This is a genomic window from Methylocystis sp. MJC1 (assembly GCF_026427715.1).
Lineage (GTDB): Bacteria > Pseudomonadota > Alphaproteobacteria > Rhizobiales > Beijerinckiaceae > Methylocystis.
In genome coordinates this window covers 574,235-598,964 of the sequence record NZ_CP107558.1, presented here as the reverse complement: position 1 = coordinate 598,964, position 24,730 = coordinate 574,235, and the positions used below count along the sequence as shown (strand labels likewise).

Sequence of the window (24,730 nt, the reverse complement as noted above, 5' to 3'; positions counted from 1 at the left end):
AGGGCGCGCGCACTCAGGTCACACAAATCTGATCGGCTCGAGCAAGCGAATCGCTCAGCTGCGGATAAGATCGCTGAATTAGACATTCCCTCAAAGCCGTTTTGAGCTGCGTTCATGTCCTATTGCGCGGACCGGCGGCCCCCTCTACCTAAGACGCGAACGGCGTCCCTCCCCCGAGTCGGGGCCACCCGGCTCTGGGGAATCTGCAAGGAGCCTTTGATGCCGAGCTATAAAGCGCCCGTCGACGACACGCTGTTTCTCCTCAACGACGTTCTGAACATTCAACGTTTCGGCAATCTGGAAGGCTTCGCGGACGCCTCGCCCGAGTTGGTGGGCCAAATTCTCGGCGAAGCGGGTAGGCTCTGCGAAGAGGTTCTCGCGCCGCTCAACCAATCCGGCGACGCCAATGGCTGCAAGCGCCATCCGGACGGGAGCGTCACGACGCCCGCAGGCTTCAAACCGGCTTTCGAGGCTTATGCCGGCGGGGGCTGGATCGGCCTCTCCGCGCCGCCGGAATTTGGCGGCCAGGCGCTGCCTTACACGCTCACCATGGCCATGAGCGAATTCGCCTCCTCGGCGAACATGGCCTTCGCGATGTATCCGGGGCTCACCCAGGGGGCGCTGGCGGCGCTGCTCACGCATGGCTCGCAGGAGCTAAAGAAGCTCTATGCGCCGGCGATGATCGAAGGCCGCTGGACCGGCACGATGAATCTGACCGAGCCGCAATGCGGCACGGATCTGGGGCTCCTCACCACCAAGGCGGTCCCGCGCGCAGACGGCTCCTACGCCATCACCGGCCAGAAGATTTTCATCTCCGCTGGCGAGCACGATCTTTCCGAGAACATCATCCACCTCGTGCTGGCGCGAATCGAGGGCGCGCCGGCCGGCGTGAAGGGCATCTCGCTCTTCATCGCGCCGAAGGTGCTGGTGAACGCCGACGGGTCGCTTGGGCAACGCAACGGCGTCTCCTGCGGCTCCATCGAAGAAAAGATGGGCATTCACGGCAACGCCACTTGCGTGATGAATTACGACGGCGCGACGGGCTATCTCATCGGCGAGGCCAATCGCGGCCTCAACGCCATGTTCGTGATGATGAACGAGGCGCGGCTCGGCGTCGCCATGCAGGGGCTCGCGCAGTCCGAGGTCGCGTATCAAAACGCGCTCGCCTACGCCAAGGAGCGCCTGCAGGGCCGCGCGCTGACGGGCCCGCAATATCCGGACAAGAAAGCCGACCCCATCATCGTGCACCCCGACGTGCGGCGCATGCTGCTCGAGATCAAGGCCTTCAACGAGGCGGCGCGCGCTTTGGCGCTCTCGGCCGCGCTCGACAGCGACATTGCGCATCGCTCCGACGATCGGGCGGCGCGACAGGCGGCGGACGATCGCCTGGGCCTGATGACGCCGGTTTTGAAAGGCATGCTCGCCGACGTCGGCTTCGAGAACGCCGTGAAGGCGCAACAGGTCTTCGGCGGGCATGGCTATATTCGTGAATGGGGCATGGAGCAATTCGTGCGCGACGCGCGCATCGCCATGATCTACGAGGGCGCCAATGGCATTCAGGCGCTCGACCTCGTCGGCCGCAAGCTGCCGCGCGAGGGCGGGCGCGCCATCATGGCTTTCTTCAAGGAAGGCGCGGAGCTTTTGGGCGGCCATAGCGCCAATGAAGCGATGAAGCCCTATGTCGCGCCCGCGCAGGCGGCGCTCGCCGATCTGCAGAAGGCCTCCATGTGGCTGATGCAGAACGCCATGGCGAAGCCCGACAACGCCGGAGCGGCGTCCTATGATTATATGCATCTGCTGGGCCGCGTCGCGCTCGCTTTGATGTGGGTGAAGATCGCCGCCGCGGCGATGGAGAAGAAAGCGCGCGAGCCCGAGACTGCAGCGCTGATGGAGGCGAAGCTGACGACCGCGCGCTTCTATATGGAGCGCATGCTCCCCGAGACGAGCTTGCGCCTCGCGCGCATCGTGAGCGGCGCCGACACGATGATGTCACTGGCGCCGGAGATGTTTTAAGCAAGCGAATCCCTTCTCCCGCTCGCGGGAGAAGGCGTCATGCCGCAAGCTTCTTTGAGATGACTCATGGCATGATGGATGAGGGCCCTCACCCGACCCTCGCGCACGCGAGGGCCACCCTCTCCCGCAAGCGGGAGAGGGGAAAGCGATAAGAAAGAGGAAACATCATGCCCGAAGCCTATATCTACGACGCCGTTCGCACGCCGCGCGGGCGCGGCAAGCCGGATGGTTCGCTGCATGAGGTCTCCTCGCTCGGCCTCGCCAATACGGCGCTGACCGCGATCAAGGAGCGCAACAACCTTGCCGGCGCCGAGGTCGACGACGTTATTCTCGGTTGCGTCGACCCTGTTGGAGAAGCAGGCGGCGACATTGCGCGCGCTTCGGCAATCGCCTCAGGCTATTCGTACAAAGTGCCCGGCGTGCAGATCAACCGCTTCTGCGCCTCCGGCCTCGACTCGGTGAATTTCGCGGCTGGCGAAATCATGTCGGGCCAGCACGATCTCACCATCGGCGGCGGCGTCGAGAGCATGAGCCGTGTCGGCATCGGCGCCTCAGGCGGCGCCTGGCCAGTCGATCCGACCATCGCCATTCCCTCTTATTTCATGCCGCAGGGCGTCTCGGCCGATCTCATCGCGACGAAATACGGTTTTACGCGCGACGACGTCGACGCCTTTGCCGTCGAGTCGCAAAAGCGCGCCGCGACCGCCTGGACGGAAGGCCGCTTCGCGAAATCCGTCGTGCCGGTGAAGGACGTTAACGGCCTCACCATCCTCGACCGCGACGAGCATATGCGGCCGGACACCAATATGCAGTCGCTCGCGGCGCTGAAGCCCTCCTTCGGCTTCTTCGCCGAGCAGGGCGGCTTCGACGCGGTGGCGATCCAGGCCTATCCGGCGATCGAAAAGCTGAACTACGTGCATCACGCCGGCAATTCTTCGGGCATCGTCGACGGCGCAGCCGCCGTTCTCGTCGGCTCGAAGGAAGCCGGCGAAAAACTTGGTCTGAAGCCTCGCGCCCGCATTCGCGCCTTCGCCAATATCGGCTCCGAACCCGCGATCATGCTGACCGGCCCCGTGGACGTGACGAAGAAGGTGCTCGAACGCTCAGGGATGACGCTCGACGACATCGACCTCATCGAAATCAACGAGGCTTTCGCCGCCGTCGTGCTGCGCTACCTGCAAGCCTTCGATCTCGACCCCGCGAAAGTGAATCCGAACGGCGGCGCCATCGCGATGGGCCATCCGCTCGGCGCGACCGGCGCCATGCTCGTCGGCACGGCGATCGACGAATTGGAGCGCACGGGCAAGGGAACGGCGCTCGTGACGCTTTGCATCGGCGCGGGAATGGGAACTGCGACGATTATCGAGCGGGTTTGACGCGCCCCTCCTTCTCCCGCGCGCGGAAGAAGGTGTCATGCCGAAGGCATGACGGATGAGGGCCCTCACCCGACCCCGCTTCGCGGGGCGACCCTCTCCCGCGAGCGGGAGAGGGAGTCGAACAGATCTTTTGGGAGCGAAACAATGAACCTCGCCAATTTCCGCTTCGAGACCGGCGCCGACGGCGTTGCGCTCCTTACCTGGGACATGCCTGGCCGCTCGATGAACGTCATCAACCCGGAAGTGATGGCGGAGCTCGACTCTGTCATCGACGCCGTGGTCAACAACGCCGACATCAAGGGTTGCGTCATCGCCTCGGGCAAGAGCGCCTTCTCGGGCGGCGCCGATCTTTCCATGCTGCAACAGGGCGCGGCGCAATACGCCAAGGCGCTGAAGGAGCAAGGCGAGGAAGTCGCCAACAAGCTCTTCTTCGAAAATTCGCGCAAGCTCTCGCTGCTCTATCGAAAGCTCGAAACCTGCGGCAAGCCCTTCGCCATCGCCATCAACGGCGTGTGCCTGGGCGGCGCTTTCGAGCTGGCGCTCGCCTGCCATTATCGCGTGATGGCGGATGACGAGAAAACGAAAGTGGGACTGCCGGAAATCAAGGTCGGCCTCTTCCCCGGCGCCGGCGGCACGCAGCGCGTCGCGCGCATCATGCAGACCGGCGACGCCCTTCAATTCCTGTTCCGCGGCGATCAGGCAAAGCCAAAAGCGGCGCTCGGCGCGAAGCTCGTTCACGAGGTCGCGCCTCGTGAAGAGATCGTGGCGCGCGCCCGCGCATGGATCATCAATGGCGGCAAGGCGCTGGCGCCCTGGGACGTGAAGGACTTCAAGAATCCGTCCGGCAAAGTGTTCTCGCCGACCGGCATGATGATCTGGCCCGCCGCCAACGCCATTCTGCGTCGTGAGACCTACAACAACTATCCTGCCGCGCGCGCCATTCTGCATGCGGTCTATGAAGGCCTGCAATTGCCGATGGATCAGGGGCTCACCGTCGAGGCGCGCTGGTTTGCGCATATTCTGCGCTCGAAGGAAGCTGCGGCCATGATCCGCTCGCTCTTCCTCTCGAAGAACGAGCTGGAGAAGGGCGCCCATCGTCCCGCCGACGTTCCGCCGACCAATCTCAAGAAGATCGGCATTCTCGGCGCGGGCTTCATGGGCGCGGGCGTCGCCTATATCAGCGCGCTCAACGGGCTCGATGTCGTGCTGATCGACCGCGACCAGGAAAGCGCCGACAAGGGAAAAGCGACGATCGACAAGCTCATCTCGGGCTCTGTCGCCAAGGGCCGCGCCACGCCGGCGGAGAAGGATGCGCTGCTCGCGCGCGTTCACACGACCGCCGATTACGCCGCGCTCGCGGGCTGCGATCTCGTGCTGGAAGCGGTGTTCGAAGACCGCGCGGTCAAAGCCGACGTCACCAAGCGCGCACAGGACGTCGTGGGCGGCGATGTGATCTTCGCCTCCAACACATCCACGTTGCCAATTACCTCGCTCGCCGAGACGGCGCAAAAGCCTGAGAATTTCATCGGCATCCATTTCTTCTCGCCGGTCGAGAAGATGCTGCTCGTCGAAGTGATCATGGGCGAGAAGACCGGCGACCGCGCGCTCGCCACGGCGCTCGACTTCATCCGCATCATCAAGAAGACGCCCATCGTCGTGAACGACACGCGCGGCTTCTACGCCAATCGCTGCGTGCTGAACTTCGTGCGCGAAGGGCAGATCATGCTCACCGAGGGCGTGCCGCCGGCGATGATCGAGAATGTCGCGCGCATGGCCGGCATGCCGGTTGGCCCTCTCTCGCTCAACGACGAAGTCGCGCTCGATCTCGGCTGGAAGATTTTGCAGGCGACGAAGAAGGACCTCGGCGAAAAGGCGATCGATCCCGCCCAGGAGCGCGTGCTCGGCTACATGGTGGAAAAAGAAGGGCGCTTCGGCCGCAAGAACGGCAAGGGCTTCTACGACTACCATCCGGATGGCAAGAAGAGCCTCTGGCCGGGCCTCTCGGCGCTCGCCGAAGAGAAGCTCGATCCCGATACGCTCGACGTGGAGGAGCTCAAGCAGCGCTTCCTTGTCACGCAGGCGGTCGAGGCCGCCCGCACGCTCGCCGAGGGCGTCGTCACCGACCCGCGCGAGGCCGATGTCGGCTCGATCCTCGGCTTTGGCTTTGCGCCCTTCACCGGCGGCACGCTGAGCTATATCGACGGCATGGGAACGAAGGCCTTCGTCGCGCTCTGCGACAAGCTCGCCGCCAAGCACGGCCCCCGCTTCGAGCCGCCGCAGCTTCTGCGCGACATGGCGGCGAAGGGGGAGACCTTCTACGGGCGGTTCGGAGCGCAGCAAAAGGCGGCTTAAAAGCTCTCTCGTCATTGCGAGGAGCGGAGCGACGAAGCAATCCAGGGCCCCATTGCCGCCCTGGATTGCTTCGCTCCGCTCGCAATGACGGCGTCGGGGGACATGACATCCTCACCCGCCGCCGCTAGAAAGCTTAACGCGGCGCGAAATCCGGGCCGCGCCGGATCCTTTTCATGCCTTTCTTCCTCCTGCCCTTCCCCATCGTCGATCCGGTCGCGGTCCATCTCGGCCCGCTGCCGATCCGCTGGTATGCGCTCGCCTATATCGGCGGCTTCATTTTCGGCTGGATGGGACTACGCGCGCTCGTCGCCAACGAGCGGCTCTGGGCCGCGAACCAGCCGCGGCCGACGCGCGAGGGCGTGGACGATCTTCTGGTCAACGCCGCGCTCGGCATCATCATCGGCGGACGGCTCGGCCATGTGCTGATCTACGACCCCTCCTTCTACCTCGCCCACCCGCTCGAGATTTTCCAAACCTGGAAGGGCGGCATGGCCTTTCACGGCGGGCTCATCGGCTGCATCATCGGCATGTGGCTTTTCGCGCGCTCGCGCGCCCTGCCCTTCCTCACCATCTCGGATATTTGCGCGGCGGTTGCGCCGATCGGCCTTTTCTTCGGGCGCCTCGCCAATTTCATCAAGCCGGAGATGTGGGGGCGGCCCGCCGACGTGCCATGGGCCATGGTCTTTCCGGGCGCCGGCGACATGCCTCGCCATCCGAGCCAGCTCTATGAAGCAGGGCTCGAAGGCGTCGCGCTCTTCATCCTTCTGTGGCTGGCGGCGCGCGGCGGCGCCTTGAAGCGGCCGGGACTCGTGACCGGGCTTTTCGGCGTCGGCTATGGCGCCGCGCGAATCTTCTGCGAGTTCTTCCGAGAGCCGGACCCTGTGCAGGAGGCGCTGCCCAATGGCCTCACCATGGGCATGGCCCTGTCGCTGCCGCTCGTCTTCATCGGCGCGGCCATCCTCGTCTTCTCGCTGCGCCGCCGGAGCGCGCTCGCATGACCGCGCTGAAACAGGAAATCGCCGCGCAGATCGCCCATGAAGGGCCGATGACGCTCGAACAATATATGAGCCTCTGCCTCGGACATCCGAGCTACGGCTATTACATGACGCGCGATCCTTTCGGCGCGGTCGGCGACTTCGTCACGGCGCCGGAGATCAGCCAGATGTTCGGCGAGCTGCTGGGCGTCTGGGCGAGCGAGGCCTGGCGCATGGCGGGCGCGCCCTCTCCCGCGCGGCTCGTCGAGCTTGGCCCCGGACGCGGCACGCTGATGTCGGACGTCTTGCGCGTCGCGCGCATTGCCCCGCCGTTCCTCGACGCCATCAGCGTGCATCTTGTGGAGACCAGTCCGGCGCTGCGCGCGATCCAGGAGCAGACGCTCGCCGACGCGCCGAAGCCCTTGAGCTGGAGCGCCGATGTCAACGACACGCCGCCGGGCCCCGCCATCATTCTCGCCAATGAATTTTTCGACGCGCTGCCGGTGCGCCACTACGTCAAGACGGCGCAAGGCTGGCGCGAGCGGCTCGTGGGCGTCGACGCCATGGGCGAGCTCACCTTCGGCCTGTCCGACCAGGTCGAGGCCTCGCTGAACGTGCCGGCGCGCGAAGGGTCGATCATCGAGGTGGGCGCCGTCGCGCAATGCATCATGAGCGAGATCGCCGCGCGGCTGGTGCGCGAGGGCGGCGCGTTTCTCGTCATCGACTACGGCTATCTCGAAACGTCTCTCGGCGACAGCCTGCAGGCTGTGGCGAAACACGCCTATGTCGACCCCCTCGCCGCCCCCGGCGAAGCCGATCTGACCACCCATGTGGATTTCGCCGCCCTCGCCCGCGCCGCCCGCGCAGCCGGGGCCAAAGTCATGGGGCCGGTGACGCAGGCGCATTTCCTGCTGCAGCTCGGCATCGAGCGTCGCGCCGAAACGCTGATGAAACGCGCGACGCCGGAGCAGCAGCGGGCGATCATCGACGCTCTCGACCGCCTGACAGGCGCGCAGGACCCGCGCCGGCAAATGGGGGCCTTGTTCAAGGTCATGGCGGTGACGCACCCGGATATGCCGGATATGCCGGGCTTCATTGTATAGAAATCCCGTCATTGCGAGGAGCGAAGCGACGAAGCAAACCAGAGCCGTGATGTGGCCCTGGATTGCTTCGCTCCGCTCGCAATGACGGTCGATACAGGAACGCATGCATGACCATCCCCACCGCCCTCACCGCGCCTAACCTCGACCTGCCCGGCGTGCGCCATGCCTTCTTCACCCGCGCGGGCGGCGTGTCAGAAGGCGTCTATGGCTCGCTCAACGGCGGGGTCGGCTCGATGGACGCGCCGGAGCGCGTTGCCGAGAACCGCGCACGCATGGCCGCGCATCTTGGCGTCGCGGCTGAGCGCTTGCTGGTGCCCTATCAAATCCACTCGGCCGACGCGCTGACCGTCAGCGCACCCTGGGCGCCACAGACGCGGCCGCGCTGCGACGGGCTCGTCACGCGTGACGCCGCGCTCGCGCTCGGCGTCACGGGCGCCGATTGCGGCATGTTGCTCTTCGCCGACGCGCGCGCCGGCGTAATCGGCGCCTGCCATGCGGGTTGGAAGGGCGCGCTCACCGGCATGATCGAGGCGACCGTCGCCGCCATGGAGGCGCAGGGCGCGCGCCGCGCCGACATTCACATTGCGCTGGGTCCTGCGATCGGCGCGGCGAGCTATGAAGTCGGGCCGGAGTTTTCCGCGCGCTTCACAGAAGAAGACGCAGGCTACGCGCGCTTTTTCACGCCCTCAGTTCGTGAGGGTCATGCCATGTTCGATCTGCAGGGCTTCATCGCCCATCGCGTCGCGCGGTTGGGTGTTGCGTCGTTCAAGGCGCTGGGGATCGACACTTACACTGACGAGTCGCGCTGCTTCAGCTATCGCCGCAGCGTGCATCGCAAGGAGCCGGATTATGGGCGGCTCGTGTCGGCGATTGCGTTAATTGCCTGACCCCCTCCCTGTCCCTCCCCCGCCATAGGGCGTCTGGAAGACGCCCGTCTTTCGACGGGCTATGCGCGGGAGAGGGGGCGCTCGCGATCGGCATTGTCGATGAAGGCGACAATCTGCTCCCTCTCCCGCTTGCGGGGGAGGGTTGGGGAGGGGGAGCTACTTCGTCGCGTACGTAAACAACATGGAATGCGGCAGCCCTCGCGGCGGCGCCGGAAATGGCGCGGCGGCGCGCACCGCGGCGAGCGCGGCGGAGTCGAGATCGGGCAAGCCGCTCGATTTATAAACCGCCTGATGGGTGAGATTGCCCAACTCGTCGATATAGAAAGCCACGACGCCTTTGGAGGGCATCTGCAATGCGCGCACGCGCGGTGGAATGCGCATATGCGGCATGATGAGGCCGTAGAGGATCGTCAGATAGGTCGTCTTCGCCTGGCCGCCGGCGACCGGCGACAGCTTGGGCGGCGCCGCGAGCTTGAAATCCGGCAAAGGCGCCAGAGCCGCGATCTGGTCAGCGATCGACATGGCGTCGCCTTTCTTAGCCGGCTTGTTTTCCGTGGGCTCGGGCTTCTCCTGTGGCGTGGGACTCTTCTCCGCGCGCTCGATGATCTCGGCGTCCGGCTTGTCGTCGACCTGCTTGTCGAGCGTGGGCGCGGGCGTCTTGTCGCCTTCCGCGTTGTCCTCGCCGTCCTTGAGTCCCTGCGGCTTGTCGTCCTTGGGCGCGAATTTCTCCGTCTCGTTGCGCTTGGTCTTGGCCTCCTTCGCCTCCTCCGGCGTGTTCTGCTCGCTTTTCTCCTTGCTCTCCAGCTTGGGCGCGTCGGTCGCAGGCTTCTCGTCCTCCACCGGCGGCGGCGGTGGGGGCGGCGGCTTCTGCTCCTCCTTCTTTTCCTGCGGCGGGGGCTCGGGCGGCTGCGGCGGCTCCTCCTTCTTCTCTTCGGGAGGCGGCGGCGGCTCGGTGATCACCTCGACGGGAATCTCTTCGGGCGGCGGCGGGAAATCCGCGTTGCGATCCTCCCACAGCAGAAAGGCGAGAATCGCGAGATGCAGCAGCAGGCCAATGAGAACAAAGGCCCAAAAACGCGGACGCGGCGCCCAGCCGCCCGCGCGCGGCTCGAATAGCCGCTCCATCGCGACAGCGACGAGCGCGACGCCCCGCGGCTTTTCTCTGACCGTTTCGTTCATCTCGATGGAGGAACCCGTCCGGTGGGGCCGCTTTATGCCAACCTGGGTGAAATCAAGGGGGAATTTGCCATAAGGCCCGCCTGCTTCGCAAATCTTCTGGCGTTTTTCGGGGCGATTAATCGGGGACGATCCGAATAACGCCTTGCTAAGCGGGGGTTTTATGCGCGCCCCTCGCCACTTATATGAGGATTAACTAATGCAATGAGCGCTCTGGCGCCAAGGGAGAATCATGCGCAACAACCTCGGCCTCACGCGACGCAATTTCCTATTGTCCGCTGCGACCCTGACAATTCCCTCCGTCGCCCGCCCCTCCTCCGCCCGAGGCGAAGCCATGGCGCATATGGCGCCGAGAACGGCTACCGAGAGCTTCAATCCCGATGTCGACATCGAGCTCGCCTGCAAAACCGATTCTGTCCGGATTCTTTCCGACGGCCCGACGCAGGTCTGGCGCTACGCCGGCAACCTGCTCAAAGGCCCGGCCAATACGCTGACGCGCCTGCCAGACAGCTATCTCGGCCCGGTGATGCGATTCGTGAAAGGCCAGAAGATTCGCATCCACCTCAAGAACGAGCTGCCTGAGTCGACGATTACGCATTGGCATGGGCTGCATGTGCCGATGGACGCGGACGGCCATCCGATGGCCGCGATCGATCCCGGCCAGACCTATGTCTATGAATTCGAGATGCGCAATCGCGCTGGCTTCAATTTCTACCACCCCCATACGCATGAGGCGACGGCGACGCAGGTGTATCGCGGTCTCGCCGGCGGCATCATCGTGGAAGACGAAGAGGAGCGCGCGCTCGGCCTGCCGTCGGGCGAATTCGAAATCCCCATCGTGCTCCAGGACCGCAGCTTCACCGACGATAATCAGCTCTTTTACGGCGGCGGCATGCATCGCAGCATGTTTGGCTTCTATGGGGACAGCGTCCTCGTTAACGGCCGCCCCGATTTCAGGTTCGATGTTGCGAGCCGCGCCTATCGCCTGCGGATCCTGAACGGCTCCAACGCGCGTATCTATAAGCTGCAATGGGACGACCGCACGCCGCTGACAATCATCGGCGTCGACGGCGGCCTGCTGGAGAAGCCTGAAACGCGGCCCTACGCGATGATGGCGCCGGGCGAGCGCCTCGATCTATGGGTCGATTTCAGCGGGCGATCGGTTGGCTCCAGGCTCGTCATGCGCAGCGGCGCGTTCGACGGCCTCGTGCCGCCGATGGCGCAGCGCATGAGCGGGGGGCTCATCGTCGGCGACCACTATCCGCTCTTCACTGTTACGGTGACGCGCGCCGTGAGCGACAGTCCGAAGCTTCCCGAGAAGCTCTCGACGATCAAACATTACCGCCCGGAAGAGATCGCCAATAGCGACAACGCGCGCCCTATCGCCTTGTCCATGGGGCATATGCAGGTGATGATCAACGGCCGCACTTATTCCCCCGACGATCTTTTGGACATCGAGCGCGTGCCCGTCGATACGGTGCAGCTTTTCGAGGTCTTCCACGACCATGGCGGGGGCATGGGCATGGCCGGAATGGGCATGGGCCACGGCATGATGGGTGGCGGCATGGGCATGGGGGGCGGCATGATGGGCCGGGGGATGATGGGCGGCGGCATGGGCATGATGGGCATGATGAATATGGCCCATCCCGTTCATCTGCACGGCCAGCAATTCGAGGTGCTGAGCCGCAGCTATGCCGGCGACGACCCGGAAGCCTATGCGACCTTCAAGGACGGGCTGATCGACAGCGGCTTGAAGGACACGGTCATCGTCACTGGAGGCGAACGCGTCCGCATCGCCAAGCCCTTCGGCGATTTCAAGGGCCGCTTCATGTATCACTGCCACAACCTCGAACATGAGGACATGGGCATGATGCGCGAGTTCTCGGTGGAGTGAGGCGCGCGGTGCCGGCCTATTCTTCGGCGTCGGTGAACAGAACGACCTCGTCGGGAAGGCCGGCCGTCGCGCTCTTTTCGAAAGTAACGCCGGCGATGCGGGTGAACCCCGCCTCGCTTTCGAGCAGCACCACGGCTTCGCTCGGCAGTTGCTGAAGCTTGTCGATGAGTTCTGCGACGGTCATGGGAGCGCTCTTGCTGTCGGGACGACGGACCGCGAAGCAAGTGGCAAGCCATAAGGATCGAGGCCTTTGAGCGCATTCCGCAAAAGTTGATAGACTTTTGCGATAAGAATGCGCTTCAGCCTTTTGAGTCCGCGCATTTTCGGAGCGAGCCCGAAGGCTCGCGGTCCTATCGATCAGTCGCCGCAGACATAGCTCAGCTCGCTCTTGCTGATCTGATCCGCCACCCAGGCGGCGCCCTTACCCCGGTTCGCCTCGACAAAGGCCGACGCCTTGTTCAGATCGTCGCCGGAAAGCGTCACATTGCACATGCGCGCGACCTGGCGGCCGATCTCGACCTTGCGGGCGACCTGCGTCGGGCGCGAAAGAACGGCGCTGACCGCCTCGACGGCGGAGGGCTTGGCGAGCGCCGGGACGGCCGTCATGGCAAGCGCAAAGCACGCGAGAACGCGGATTCGTTTCATCTCTGTCCTTTGGTTTGGATGGGCGCATTCAACGAGCGCCCGCACGTCCGGGACGCCGCACATGGCGGTTTGGTCTCTAAAACGGACAGCCAATAAAGCCGTGGACAATGTGACGGCTTTAGGGCCGTAGCAGGGAATCACCGCGGCGCGGGGAACAAAGAAAAGAAATGCAAGCGCCCGCCGTCATTGCGAGGAGCATAGCGACGAAGCAATCCAGCGCCGCGATGTGGCTCTGGATTGCTTCGCTTCGCTCGCAATGACGGCGGGCGCTAGATTAATCTCAGTGCTGCATGCCACCGCCGCCGTGGCCCATCATGCCGCCCATGCCGCCCATCATCCCACCCATCATGCCGCCGTCGCCCATGGACTTGCCGACCTTCATGATGCTCGTCATGGTTTCGCTGGCGATCTTCTTCTGCTCGTCGGAAAGCGCGGTAAACAGCGGCTCGATCGCCGCTTTTTGCGCGCGCACGATCTCGAGATGGTTCACCATGTGCTTTTCCATCATGGAGAGCTTGGCGAGCACAGGCGATTTGGACTGATCGGGCGCCTCCTCGGGAGCCGCGCAAATCGTTTTCGCTTTCTGCGCCGCGGCGCGCCACGCGTCGGCGAAACTGTTCCACGCCGACTGCTGCTGGTCGGTGAGCTTCAGCTCGGCCTTCAAATATGCCAGCCGTCCGTCGAGATGGTCGGCGAAGCCGCACATCATCTTGTGCATCATCTTGCCCATCATGCCGCCGCCAGCGCCATGCTCCATGCCGTCGCCGGAGCCCATTCCCCCCATCATGCCACCCATGCCGCCCATCATGCCGCCGCCGTGATCCATGCCGCCCATGCCTTCGCCGGCGCCATGGTGGCCCGCGTGCTCATCTGATTTCGACGCATCTCCCGTTGGCGCTTGAGCGATGGTGGCGGTCGGAGCCTGGCCCTTGCCGGGGTCGACCCATTGAACTGGCGCAGGCGCGGCGGCTCCATGCGCGGAATGGTCTATTGGCTCGGCGCGCGCCAGAACCAAGCTGCAGGCGAGCGTAAGCGCGGTCGCGCCTGTCGTCATGAAAAGGGCCGAAGCTCTCATTTTTCTCTCCCTCACGTTCTTGATCCGCAAAGCATACGTCCTGGCCGCCGCGCCAACCCAAACAATGCCACAGAACGCCGTTCGGCGGCGCCCCGCGAATTGTCGCGTGTCAAATCGGTCGCGAGGCGGCAAATTTCAAAGCCTAAAACAAATGCGGCCGCTCGAGAGCGGCCGCACGAAACGCTATCAGAAACGTTGCAGCAGAAGAACCAATCGCGCGTCAGCTCGGCTTTTTCTCCGCAATGCCGACGAGCGCGCGCAGGATACGCCGCGTGCCGGCGAGACGCTGCTTCATCGTGTCGAATTCGCGGATGAAGACGATGCGCATATCCTGCCGAACCTTGGCCGAGGCGCCCTGCTCCGCGACATAGCGCACGAGCCCGGCCGGGTCGGCAAAGAGATTGTCGCGGAAGGCGATGATGACGCCCTTCGGTCCCGCATCGACTTTCTCGACATGGGCGCGGCGGCACATCGCCTTGATCGCGACGATTTCAAGAAGCTGCTCGACCTCGGGCGGAATGGGGCCGAAGCGGTCGATCATCTCGGCGGCGAAGGCCTCGATGTCGTGGTCGGTCTCCAGGGTCGATAGGCGCCGGTAGAGCTGCAGGCGCAGGGTGAGATCGGGGATGTAATCCTCCGGTATCGTCACCGGCGCGCCGATGGCGATGGTCGGCGACCACACCTCCTCTTCTGGTTCCTCGACGCCCGCCTTGAGCAGCGTGATCGCGTCCGAGAGCATCTGCTGATACAGCTCGTAGCCGACTTCCTTGATATGGCCCGACTGCTCGTCGCCGAGCAGATTGCCGGCGCCGCGAATGTCGAGATCGTGGCTCGCGAGCTGGAAGCCGGCGCCGAGCGTATCGAGCGATTGCAGCACTTCGAGACGTTTCTGCGCCTGTGGCGTGATGGTGCGATTGGCCGGCGTGGTGAAGAGCGCGTAAGCGCGCGTCTTGGAACGGCCGACGCGCCCGCGCAATTGATAAAGCTGCGCAAGGCCAAACATATCGGCGCGCCACACGATGAGCGTGTTGGCGGAAGGAATATCGAGGCCAGACTCGACGATCGTCGTCGACAGCAGAATGTCGAACTTGCCGTCATAGAAAGCCGACATTTTGTCTTCGAGTTCGCTCGGGCTCATCTGCCCATGTGCGATGACGAATTTCGCCTCCGGCAAATTCTCGCGCAGGAAAGCGGCGGCGGCTTCCAGATCCTCGATGCGCGGGCAGACGAAGAACGCCTGTCCGCCGCGATAGCGCTCGCGCAGCAGGGCTTCGCGCACGATCAGCGGATCGAAGGGCGAGATGAAGCTGCGCACGGCAAGGCGATCGACCGGCGGCGTGGTGATGAGCGAAAGCTCGCGCACGCCTGTCATAGCGAGTTGCAGCGTGCGCGGAATGGGCGTCGCCGAAAGCGTCAGCACATGCACTTCGGCGCGCAGCTCCTTCAAGCGCTCCTTGTGGCCGACTCCGAAATGCTGCTCTTCGTCGATGATGACGAGGCCGAGGTCGGAGAAATTGACGCCCTTGCCCAAAATCGCATGCGTGCCGACGAGAATCTCGACCTTGCCTTCGCCAAGCTCCTTCTTGGTCTCGCGCGCTTCCGCGGTTCCCACCATGCGCGACAGCCGTCCGATCTTGATCGGCAAGCCGGCGAAGCGTTCAGTGAAGGTCTTGTAGTGCTGGCGCGCGAGCAGTGTCGTCGGCGCGACGACCGCGACCTGCTTGCCATTGATCGCCGAGCAGAAGGCGGCGCGCAACGCGACTTCCGTCTTGCCGAAGCCGACGTCGCCGCAAACGAGCCGATCCATCGGCCGTCCCGACGCGAGATCGTCGAGAACAGCCTCGATCGCGGCGAGCTGATCTTCCGTCTCGTCATAGGGGAAGCGTGCGCAGAATTCGTCCCAGACGCCTTCCGGCGGAATGAGCTTGGGCGCTTGGCGCAATTGCCGCTGCGCGGCGATGGCGATGAGGCCCTTCGCCATTTCGCGGATGCGGTTCTTCAGCCGCGCCTTGCGCGTCTGCCAGCCGACGCCGCCCAATTTATCGAGCTGCGCGTCGGTGTCTTCGCCGCCATAGCGGGTCAGAAGCTCGATGTTCTCGACCGGCAGATAGAGCTTGTCGCCGCCAGCGTAATGCAGCTCCAGACAATCATGCGGCGCGCCGGCGGCGGTGATCGTCTCCAGCCCGACGAAGCGCCCGATGCCGTGATCGACATGCACGACAAGATCGCCCGCCGTGAGCGCCGCAACTTCGCCGAGGAGATTTTCCGCCTTGCGCTTGCGCCGCCGGCGCACGAGACGATCGCCGAGAATGTCCTGCTCGCCCACCAGCGCATAAGCGTCGGTCTCGAAGCCATGCTCGACGCCGAGCACGGCGAGCGAGACGCCCCCCTGCCCTTTGGCGAGCGCCGCTGGCAGAGAGCCGACGAGCGCAAGCTCCTTGAGCCCGTGCTCTTGCAGCACATGGCCGAGACGCTCGCAGGAGCCGTCCGACCAGCCGGCGACGACGACCGTCTTGCCGGCGCCGCGCAGCGTCTGCACATGATCCGCCGCCGCCTGGAAGACATTCACTTCCGGCTCGTTGCGCTCGGGTGCGAAATCGCGGCCCGGTCGCGCGCCGCAATCGACGGCGTCGGCGCGCTCGGAGGCGAAAGGCGAGAATTGGGCGTTGGCGCGCTCGGCCAGCGCGTCGCGCCACTCATCCAGTTTCAGATAAAGCGCGCTCGGCTCCAGCGGCTTGTAATTGGAGTTGGCGGGATCGAGGTCGTGCGCCTCCTTGCGGGCGTCGTAATAATCGGCGACCTGCTTCACGCGCTCGCGCGCCGCTTCTTCGACCAGCGCGTCGAGCATCAAGGGCGCGTCGCCGAGATAATCGAAGAGCGTATCCATGCGCTCATAGAAGAGCGGCAGCCAATGCTCCATGCCGTGATGGCGCCGGCCCTCGCTCACGGCCTCGTAAAGCGCGTCGCCGCGCGTCTGGCCACCGAAGCGCGCCGCATAATTCTGGCGAAAGCGGCGCATGGTGTCGGAGGTGAGCCGCAACTCGCTCATCGGCGTGAGATCGAGCGCGCGCAATTGGCCGGTGGCGCGCTGCGTCTCGGGATCGAAGCTGCGGATCGATTCCAGTGTGTCGCCGAAGAAATCGAGACGGATCGGCGCCGGCATGCCCGGCGGAAAGAGATCGATCAAGCCGCCGCGCTGGGCGTATTCGCCGGTCTCGCGCACCGTGCTGGCGCGCAGAAAGCCGTTGGCCTCCAGCCACAACGCCAGCTCGTCGAGCTTCACCACATTGCCCGGCGCGGCCGAGAAGCTTTCCGCCGCGACCATTTTCTTCGGCGGCACGCGTTGCAGCAGGCAATCCGCCGTTGTCGTCACGATGCGCGGGCGCTCGGCGGAGGAGCTGGCGCGCGCCAGCCGCGAAAGCGCGGTCATGCGCCGTGCGACGACATTGGCGTGCGGCGAGACGCGGTCATAGGGTTGGCAGTCCCAGCCGGGGATGTCCAAAACCTCGACATCGGGATTGGCGAAGCGCAACGCGTCTCTAAAGGCCGCTGAACGGCCCGCGTCGCGCGAGACATGGACGAAGACGGCCGGGCGCCCCTCGGCCTCGCGCGCCAGCGCGCGGGCGAGATCGGCGCAAAGAAATGCGTCGAAGCCTTCCGGCGCATGGGCGAACAGCAGCTTCTCGCCCTTGGCGAGACGCGCCCGCGCGCTCTCCAGCGCGCTAGCGGCGCCCTTGGTCTTCAGGGCCGTCTTGTTCAATGAATCGGTCCGTCGTGCGTGTGGAAGGCGATGATGGCCTTAAGTAGGGCCGTGTCCCGCTCTTGCGGCGGCTCGGCGCCGCCCGCGAGCCAGCTCAACAGCTCCGCGTCGGGAAGATCGAGCAGGACTTCGAGCTCGTCGAGCTCGGCTTCGGAGAGCGCGTCGATGCGGGCGTCGACAAAGCCGCCGATGAGGATGTCGAGCTCCCGCATGCCGCGCCGCCAAGCGCGAACCCGGATACGCCGACGGCGGATGTCGCTTTCGCTCGGCCGATCGTCGCCGGCCTGTGGATAATCTATCATGAACGGGGTCTTTTCGCCGCGACGCTAGGGAAACCGGGCATCGCCATGCGGCATGGCTTATCCCAGCGCGACGGGAAAGAAAAGCGCTCGGCGCCTTTCCTGCGACAAGCGCTTGACATCCAAATCCCGCTGCCCTATCCCGCAGTCCTCGCGCGAACAACGCGCCGCGCGGGGGAGTAGCTCAGTTGGTTAGAGCGCCGGCCTGTCACGCCGGAGGTCGCGGGTTCGAGCCCCGTCTCTCTCGCCATAAAATCAGCCACTTGGTACCCGGTTCCGAAAAGCGTTCCGGCAATTTTTCGGAATGCGTTCCGAAAACTCGCCACGGCCTAGGCCGGACTGTCGGGTAAATCTGGCCAATTATCCGGCACCAAAGCGGGTGGCTTGGTCCAAGGCGTTTCGACAAGCGCTTTTTGGAACCATTCATCCCGGAGGTTCGCGTGCTCGGTGACAATGATCTGAAAACCGGGCGCGTCGGTGGTTGTAAAATCTCGAAGAACTTCGAATAACTTGCGCACTGCCTCAAGATCGGCATCGATCTCCGTTCTCTCGATCGAACCTCCCGCCTCTTTGTAGACCGCCTCCGAAGGAAAATAGACCTGCGTGGGCTGGTCAATAAGGAGAAACCGTGGAAGCGGCTGACGATTGTTGGCGGCAAACCCATGTAACGCCAATAGCGCGGCCAGATGGTATGCTAGATGATTTTCACCACCTCCCGTGCGCGGCATGTAAATGGGTCGACCGGGACGATCAATAACAACAGTCAGGCTCTGCAAATCAAACCGGGCCGGGTACTGACCAAACTCCCCTCCGAGCGCCGATATGTAAGCTGACATATTAGCCGATATGCAATTCAGCGTAGACGCTAACCTCTGGTCAGAATCGTCGAGGCCGATCTTACTCGTAATGTCCTCGACTTTGGCACGTAAACGCTTTTCCTCTGCCTCCAAACGAACAAGCTCGCCAGAGGACGTTAGATTTTCCAAAAAGAGACTTATTCGCCCGACGACCCTCGACGCCGCATTGTTTCGATTTTCCATACTGGCCAACATTTCGTTAGCAGCTATTGCGGCCGAAAGTTCGATCTCTTTTTCCCTAATTTTAGCAACCAGGCGCTCAGCATTTTCCAGCTCTTGCGAAAGATATGCGTCCAATTTCGGTCGCTCGCCGGTGACCAGAGATATCTCGTGGTCCAGAGCCTCCAATTCTGCGAGCAATACGTTCGCAATTGGGCTCCCCAACGACAAATTTGCCTCAGTGAATGGCCATTGCCACGCACCCGTTTCTTTATTCACGGGCAGAGCCTTAATCGAATTTAGACGATCTCTCTGCTCGACGGCCTCGGTCTCGAATCCCGCCGCACGCCTTGCGTATTGCTGAGCCGCGTCGATCCTTTTTTGAACCTCGCGCCGCTGCTGCCTCAAAGATACAAGATCGTTCTCAATCGCCGAGATTCTCTGGCCGTCGTCCTCCGGGATAGGCGTGGGCTTCCATCCAAGAGTTGTTCGGAGACGCTCCGACATGGGTTGGCCCGCATCTTGATCTGAAGCCAAGATTCCCACCCCAATGGCTTCCGAAAGAAGGCCCAAACCTCTTTCCTCAGACGTCTCGATTGCATTCCTGGCCTGCTCCAAAAGTTTGGAATGCAGTCTCAGCTCCCGTTGTAATATTCTTAATTTACTCTCAAGTTCAAATTTTTTTCTTGAAGAAACCCCCAATAAAATTGGCAGCGTGTCCTTGATGGCCTGCGGCTGATAAGCTTCGTTTTGCCGGTAAAATAGCTGATCCTTATTCGCAATGATCGTTTGCTTTTGGAATAAATAATAAATAGCATGTTTTATATTGGCATCGTAACTAACGCGACTATTCTCAATTGGAACATCTGTCCTGTTCTCCGGGATACCAACAAGGCCTGAGAGCAATGACACCACAGCATCATCGTCGTCGTTCACGACTAATTCGTCAAATTTTGGAATGAAAATCTCGTTCCCCCGACGAATCATCGCCTGGCTGCAGCTACTATGCTTTGGCCCTGGCGATGGCTTGGCGACAAGCACTTGCTCCCCTTCAAACTGGTAGATTACAGCAAACCACGAGACTCGATCACGTATTACGCCCTCTGGAATATTGAAGGTAGATCGACCCATACAATACTCGATTATCTCAGAGAGAGCTGATTTGCCCGTCGAGGAGCGGCCAGTGATGATGTTTAGCCCGTTTACGTTAAACGTAACGTCTCTGCGTCGACCATCATGGCTGTAGATGTGGATGGACTTGATTTTCATGGCCTGATACCGAATGAGGTATAGATGGTCATCCTGTCAGATATCCGAGCGAACTCTTTCCCAAGATATCTTGCCGTTCTCTGGCAGGCCTTGGTCTCATCAGTGCCAGTTATAGATTTACGCACACGCTCAGCCTTAGTCTTGAATCGCCCGTCTGCCGCCACCTCAAAACAATCAAAATGCATTAGCAACCCTTGAGCTTCAAACGTAAATGGAAGCAAATCGGTCACGCGCTGTGCAAATCCTACAAGCAACTGCGGGTTAGCTTCGATAATTTTAAGGAGGTAGCTTCTGCTTGATCGCGCGAAAATCTCTCGCGATTCTTTCTGAAGGCATAACGGCAAGATGAGTAATGACAATGAAAAAGGCATCCCCCTCACATCATCATCCTCATATCCCCTCAGCGCATGGAAAAGCGTTAACCCACAAAACGCGGGATTGAAAAGATTTCTTATTTCTATAGGTCGCTGATCCCACCGTTTCATGCCACCGCCTCGGTGAAAAGCTCTTCAAGCCGCTTAAGAAATCTCGGATGCCAGAAAACGCGCGGTGTCGGCCGCACATTTGCCAGGATATGGAAGCAACCACGCACCACATATGGCTCGGTCACCCTCTCCCTAATCCTCAATCTATCTGTCTCAAACTCTGCCCACTTGTAAAGTTCTCGGCCAGCCGCAATGCAAGCCTCTTCTCCACTGTCGTCGTCTAGGCGTTCGAATATAACCTCTTTGTAGCGACTCCATTCGTCGACAAGCCTATCTTCATACTCTTCAATTTCCCCAGAAATAAGTAAATTTTCTCGCGCCCAGCTGGAGCGCTGCTCGAACGCTCGATAATAATCTACAATTGCCCTTTGAATTCTAATTGCGTTTAAGCCGATAAAGCGCAACTGTTCGACGAAAAGCCGCGGATCGCTTTCTGCATCGATCTTACTATCTGGAACCTTGTTTCGAAATGTTATCGGAAGGTTGTCTGATCTGTACTCTTCCGCGAAACTGAGTAGCTTATCGGAAACTTCATAACCGAAAACCCCTTCCGCGCTCTTACCTGAAAGCATTTCTATGACTCTATTTATCCACCAGCCTTCCAAACGCTCAAACACGAAAGGCCGAACCTCGCGCCTTACGGTTCGCAGGTGCTGATCTACGATCAGTTGTGGCACCTCAGTTATTCTGGGGCTACGATCGAAAATCACTACGCGTGACAGAAAATCTTCGAATTCTTGTTCTTCCAGTTTCCCGAGCTCTTCTCGGATAGGGATGATGGTTTTTGAGGTGCTTTTTTCAAGCACTTCCTTCATCAGCGTGGTCACAGGGGTTTCCGGAGGTTTCGCACCTTCTAGGAAGACGCTGAGCAACGACGTATTCGCAACTGCCGCTGTAGTGAAAAGAAAGAATCTGGCACCAGAAGCGATGCGCCCATCGCGATTATAGACCGTCAGCCAAATCCGAACAGATTTCCAGAAATCGGGCGAAAGATCAGTCAAGGTCTCGCCGACTGCCTTATGCTTGAGAGACGCTAAGGACGGCCTTCCTGCTTCATCGAGAAGCTCAACGTCGTCATCTTTTTCGATGAAAACGCAACTGCTTTCAGGAAAGCTCAAAAGCTTGAGAAGCGCTAGACGCGCCTGATATATATATCCTAGCCCCTGCTCGGCCGCAGAGAACGGAGAAGAAGGAGCGTTTTCACTCAAAGCGCGTTTCCGAAAGCAGCCGGATCAATATCCACGAATTAACTTGAAATATTAACTCGACTTTTCCAGATTACAACCCGTTTGGCACTGAAAAAATGCCTTATGGTTAAATTAAGATCCGGCGTCGTCGCCCGTCGGCGAGCCCGGAATGAGAAAACAGCTAGCCTTTGTCCGCTTGAAGTTTGACAAGGACTTTCCACAGCTCGTCTGGCGATTGAAACAATTGCCCCTCGTCGCTGCGCTCTATTATTATCTTGGCAATTTTGCCGTCTGCCTTAGCAATCGCATTCCTTGTTGGCAGTGCCCCATCAAGCCTGGCCTTTACTGCCTGCCATGCCGATTTAGCAAAAACCGCGCCGTCATCGTGGTTGAAATAAGCCACTTCGCGCGCCATTATTGACAGTTTTTCTCCGGGCATCCAGAATTCAAAAAAAGTTGACGGCCATCTTCTTATTTCGGATTCGCTCCAACCGGCGAATATATTGCTAGATGGCCATTCATTTATCTCTTTACGCTTCGCTGGGTGCACTTTCCCTAACGACCGACGAGCGCGTTCTATTTCGACTTTATCGCTCAAGTATCGTACGAAAACGAACCCAATGTCTTCAAATAATTCTGGATTCACCCGGACCATGTCCAAAAGCGAGTCCGTGCGCGCAATGCACTTGGTTTTTCCGGCACCTTTTGGAGGTGACCAACGCCGCCAAGCGAGTCCCAGCGCGTCTTTGTCAATTAGCTTTGCATCTGCGAATGCTCGATTAAACCAACTTGTTATTTCGTCCCACGCAGGCTCTTCACGGGCGTGAAACGTCCCCGCTTCGATGAGTCCTGCTTGACCTCGTTCCGCGAAGCCAATGCCGTTAGAGGACATATTGGCGGACGCGATGACAGCTCCTCCGTCAGATATGTATACCTTAGCGTGAAGCCCGTTCAGATAGCGGAGCTTCTCGTTGCCAGGTGCTCCTAGCTTCTCTAATTCCGGTGGGTATGTCCCGCCCATCGACAGGTCACATATTATCCTCGCGGTTTTCCAATGTTTTGGTGAAGACTCTTTTAGAATCTTAGCGGCTCCATCTCCCCAGAATGCAACAGCGCACTGAACATGCTCGAAGGATAGCAGATCAAGAATTTTCGAGCTGAGGTCTGAACCAGTAAGAAATTTTGCCACTCCAGCTACTCCCTGATAATTAGCTACGGTGAGCCCGCTTGTTACTCCGCCGCAAAGATCAGGTGAGAACTACGCGGGAAGAACTGTATGCAACATTTAAACCTTGCTTCACGATCAGATGCCCGCTCGAAATGACCGCTTTGGATGAAACGCACTCCGGAAGATTTTTGGCGCCCGTAATTTTATTCGCCTCTAAACCTTGCCCGCTTCCGCGCCTCATCCACCTTTCTCACCGTCTCCAAATCAACTGGCGCGTAGGTCTTCTGCAGGTTCGTGCTGGTCGCGAAATCGTTCGCGAGCTTTGCGCCGATTTGCTCCGCCCCCGCCCCACCCCGTAGCGCCTCGACGGCGCCGCTGCGGCGGAAGTCAGCGAGCGTGCGCCGCTCCCCTGCCCCAAAGGCCATCTCCCGGATGTCGCGGAAATCGTCGCCAAGCGTGTCCTTGCTGTAGGGTGCGCCGGAGCGGTTCCGAAAAATCGGCGCGGTCGGCGCGATCTCCGCTCCGAGCCTTGCGAGATAGGCGTCTAAGACACGCCGCGCGGGCCGCGAGAGCGTCGCGGCAGCGGCCCGGCCTGTTTTTGCGCGCGAGACGGAGAAGACATCCGGCGCCGTGCGTTGCCCCGGCGTAAGGGCGCGCACGTCGACCGGCGAGAGGCTCGAATCCCATGCGACCGCGATGATGGCGGCGAGGCCATGATAGCCGCTGCGCCATGCTGCTTTCGCAAGACGACGGGCCTCCGCGTGCGTCCAGAGTTCCTGCCGGCGCTTTGGTTCGTGATTTCGAATGCCAAGCGACGAATCGGCGTCGCGCTGGCAATAGCCCATGGCGGCCGCAACTCGCCAAAGAGCGCGCCAAATCTTGATGCAGCGATGCGCCTCGCGGATCGAGACGTCGCGCTCGACGCGCAGGCGGAAACGGCTGATGAGCTCCAGGGTGACCGCGGAGGGAGCTATGGGCCCGAATATCGGCCCGATATGCTTCCAGGCTCTATCCCAGTCCTCTCGCGTGCGCTCCGCCTTGGCGGACCATTCCGGCGTCGCGCGATAGCGGCGGAACGCCTCGTCGAGAGATCCTCGCGGAGCCAATTGCGTCGGCGTCGCCGCGCGGACCTTGCTCTTGATCGCCTTCCATCGCGCGTTTTGGGCTTGCGCCTTCGACCAGGCATCCGGGCCGTCGGGGCCGCAGGCGAGCGGCTCCAACCCGGCCTCGCGCATCTCGCGCGTCGGCTCCCAAAAGCCGTTGCCGCGCTTAACCCGGTAATAGGGTATCTTGATGCTTCCCATGGGTTTCCGCCGCGTCCAACGCGTCAAGCCGTGCGAGCGCCGCGTCGGCCGTTGTCTCGGCCATCGCGCCACCCAGCCCATCTCCGGCCGATAGCAGAGCGCCCGGCGTCACGCTCGTCAAGATCGTCGCGCCGCTCGCGTCGAGGCGAACGGCCGCTACAGGCATGCCGGCGGCGGCAAGGGCGCGGATGGCTCTCGTCAAATCATGCTGACGGATGGGGGCACGAACGCTCATCTGGCGCCTCAAAACGGAATGTCGTCATCGAGCTGATCCGCCAAGCGCTGAGGCGCTTCCTCCCCCATCGCCATGCGCGGATCGTCATAGCGCTTCGGCTGCTGCGTCGCCCCGCGCGTCGACTCGGTCCCGTAGCTGCCCTCGTCCGGCGCGGAGCGGGAGCCGCCGTCGAGCAAGCAAAGCTCGCCGTGGAATTGCTTCAACACGACCTCGGTGACCTTGCGCGCGTTCCCGTCTCGATCGGTATAGTCGCGCGTGCATTGCATGCCCTCGACATAGACCCGCGAGCCCTTCCGCAGGTAGCTCTCGGCGATCTTCGCGAGGCCCTCGTTGAAGATCACGATGTTGTGCCATTCCGTTCTCTGCTTGCGCTCGCCGGAATTCTTGTCGCGCCATGTCTCGTCCGTCGCGAGAGAGAAGCTGATGACGAGTTGGCCGCTTTGCGTCGTGCGCACGTCGGGATCGCGGCCCAGGCGGCCAACGAGGATCACTTTGTTGACGCTTCCAGCCAT

The 24,730-nt window shown here is 61.7% G+C and carries 20 protein-coding genes and 1 tRNA gene; 8 read left to right on the top strand and 13 right to left on the bottom strand.

The window, feature by feature from the left end:
• The first annotated feature begins 219 nt into the window (after nt 1-219).
• The 6 genes from OGR47_RS02940 to pgeF all read left to right on the top strand — a co-directional run bounded on the left by OGR47_RS02940 (nt 220) and on the right by pgeF (nt 8,705).
• Nucleotides 220-2,013, top strand: a complete 1,794-nt coding sequence (locus OGR47_RS02940) for an acyl-CoA dehydrogenase C-terminal domain-containing protein (RefSeq protein WP_165051461.1) — start codon at nt 220-222, stop codon at nt 2,011-2,013.
• A 167-nt stretch (nt 2,014-2,180) separates the two neighbouring features.
• A complete protein-coding gene (locus OGR47_RS02935) occupies nt 2,181-3,389 on the top strand; it encodes an acetyl-CoA C-acetyltransferase (protein WP_165051463.1) in 1,209 nt (402 codons plus the stop codon).
• Nucleotides 3,390-3,533: 144 nt separating this feature from the next.
• A complete protein-coding gene (locus OGR47_RS02930; RefSeq protein WP_165051465.1) occupies nt 3,534-5,741 on the top strand; it encodes a 3-hydroxyacyl-CoA dehydrogenase NAD-binding domain-containing protein in 2,208 nt (735 codons plus the stop codon).
• A gap of 173 nt (nt 5,742-5,914) precedes the next feature.
• Complete coding sequence (gene lgt, locus OGR47_RS02925) at nt 5,915-6,739, top strand: prolipoprotein diacylglyceryl transferase (RefSeq protein ID WP_165051467.1); 825 nt, start codon at nt 5,915-5,917, stop codon at nt 6,737-6,739.
• Nucleotides 6,736-7,818, top strand: a complete 1,083-nt coding sequence (locus OGR47_RS02920) for a class I SAM-dependent methyltransferase (RefSeq protein WP_165051469.1) — start codon at nt 6,736-6,738, stop codon at nt 7,816-7,818. Before lgt ends, OGR47_RS02920 begins: the two co-directional genes overlap by 4 nt.
• A gap of 107 nt (nt 7,819-7,925) precedes the next feature.
• Nucleotides 7,926-8,705: a peptidoglycan editing factor PgeF gene (pgeF, locus tag OGR47_RS02915; protein ID WP_165051472.1), complete on the top strand. Its 780-nt coding sequence runs from the start codon at nt 7,926-7,928 to the stop codon at nt 8,703-8,705.
• A gap of 156 nt (nt 8,706-8,861) precedes the next feature.
• On the opposite strand, the gene OGR47_RS02910 is transcribed toward pgeF, so the two are convergent.
• Nucleotides 8,862-9,884, bottom strand: coding sequence for a TonB family protein (locus OGR47_RS02910; RefSeq protein ID WP_165051474.1), 1,023 nt, complete (start codon nt 9,882-9,884; stop codon nt 8,862-8,864).
• Nucleotides 9,885-10,113: 229 nt separating this feature from the next.
• Here OGR47_RS02910 and OGR47_RS02905 point away from each other — a divergent pair, with 229 nt between their 5' ends.
• On the top strand, nt 10,114-11,775 hold the full coding sequence (locus tag OGR47_RS02905) for a multicopper oxidase family protein (protein ID WP_165051477.1): 1,662 nt from the start codon (nt 10,114-10,116) through the stop codon (nt 11,773-11,775).
• A 16-nt stretch (nt 11,776-11,791) separates the two neighbouring features.
• On the opposite strand, the gene OGR47_RS02900 is transcribed toward OGR47_RS02905, so the two are convergent.
• The 5 genes from OGR47_RS02900 to OGR47_RS02880 form a co-directional block, all read right to left on the bottom strand.
• Nucleotides 11,792-11,959, bottom strand: a complete 168-nt coding sequence (locus tag OGR47_RS02900) for a hypothetical protein (protein WP_165051479.1) — start codon at nt 11,957-11,959, stop codon at nt 11,792-11,794.
• A 173-nt stretch (nt 11,960-12,132) separates the two neighbouring features.
• Nucleotides 12,133-12,420, bottom strand: a complete 288-nt coding sequence (locus OGR47_RS02895; RefSeq protein ID WP_165051482.1) for a hypothetical protein — start codon at nt 12,418-12,420, stop codon at nt 12,133-12,135.
• A 280-nt stretch (nt 12,421-12,700) separates the two neighbouring features.
• On the bottom strand, nt 12,701-13,495 hold the full coding sequence (locus OGR47_RS02890) for a Spy/CpxP family protein refolding chaperone (RefSeq protein ID WP_165051484.1): 795 nt from the start codon (nt 13,493-13,495) through the stop codon (nt 12,701-12,703).
• A 220-nt stretch (nt 13,496-13,715) separates the two neighbouring features.
• A complete protein-coding gene (gene mfd, locus OGR47_RS02885) occupies nt 13,716-17,255 on the bottom strand; it encodes a transcription-repair coupling factor (RefSeq protein ID WP_165051486.1) in 3,540 nt (1,179 codons plus the stop codon).
• On the bottom strand, nt 17,252-17,557 hold the full coding sequence (locus tag OGR47_RS02880; protein ID WP_165051489.1) for a succinate dehydrogenase assembly factor 2: 306 nt from the start codon (nt 17,555-17,557) through the stop codon (nt 17,252-17,254). Before OGR47_RS02880 ends, mfd begins: the two co-directional genes overlap by 4 nt.
• A gap of 170 nt (nt 17,558-17,727) precedes the next feature.
• Between OGR47_RS02880 and OGR47_RS02875 the strand changes: the two genes are divergently transcribed.
• Nucleotides 17,728-17,804: transfer RNA gene (locus tag OGR47_RS02875), tRNA-Asp, on the top strand.
• A gap of 79 nt (nt 17,805-17,883) precedes the next feature.
• Here OGR47_RS02875 and OGR47_RS02870 read toward each other — a convergent pair.
• The 7 genes from OGR47_RS02870 to ssb form a co-directional block, all read right to left on the bottom strand.
• Nucleotides 17,884-19,839: a DUF3732 domain-containing protein gene (locus OGR47_RS02870; protein ID WP_165051491.1), complete on the bottom strand. Its 1,956-nt coding sequence runs from the start codon at nt 19,837-19,839 to the stop codon at nt 17,884-17,886.
• Nucleotides 19,836-20,324: a three component ABC system middle component gene (locus OGR47_RS02865; RefSeq protein ID WP_165051493.1), complete on the bottom strand. Its 489-nt coding sequence runs from the start codon at nt 20,322-20,324 to the stop codon at nt 19,836-19,838. Before OGR47_RS02865 ends, OGR47_RS02870 begins: the two co-directional genes overlap by 4 nt.
• Complete coding sequence (locus tag OGR47_RS02860; RefSeq protein WP_165051495.1) at nt 20,321-21,532, bottom strand: ABC-three component system protein; 1,212 nt, start codon at nt 21,530-21,532, stop codon at nt 20,321-20,323. The genes OGR47_RS02865 and OGR47_RS02860 overlap by 4 nt, the downstream gene beginning before the upstream one ends.
• Before the next feature lie 160 nt (nt 21,533-21,692).
• Nucleotides 21,693-22,700: a phospholipase D family protein gene (locus OGR47_RS02855; RefSeq protein ID WP_165051498.1), complete on the bottom strand. Its 1,008-nt coding sequence runs from the start codon at nt 22,698-22,700 to the stop codon at nt 21,693-21,695.
• Between the two features lie 182 nt (nt 22,701-22,882).
• Nucleotides 22,883-23,983, bottom strand: coding sequence for a tyrosine-type recombinase/integrase (locus OGR47_RS02850; RefSeq protein ID WP_165051500.1), 1,101 nt, complete (start codon nt 23,981-23,983; stop codon nt 22,883-22,885).
• Nucleotides 23,949-24,218, bottom strand: coding sequence for a hypothetical protein (locus OGR47_RS02845; protein ID WP_165051503.1), 270 nt, complete (start codon nt 24,216-24,218; stop codon nt 23,949-23,951). The genes OGR47_RS02850 and OGR47_RS02845 overlap by 35 nt, the downstream gene beginning before the upstream one ends.
• Before the next feature lie 8 nt (nt 24,219-24,226).
• A complete protein-coding gene (ssb, locus tag OGR47_RS02840) occupies nt 24,227-24,730 on the bottom strand; it encodes a single-stranded DNA-binding protein (RefSeq protein ID WP_165051505.1) in 504 nt (167 codons plus the stop codon).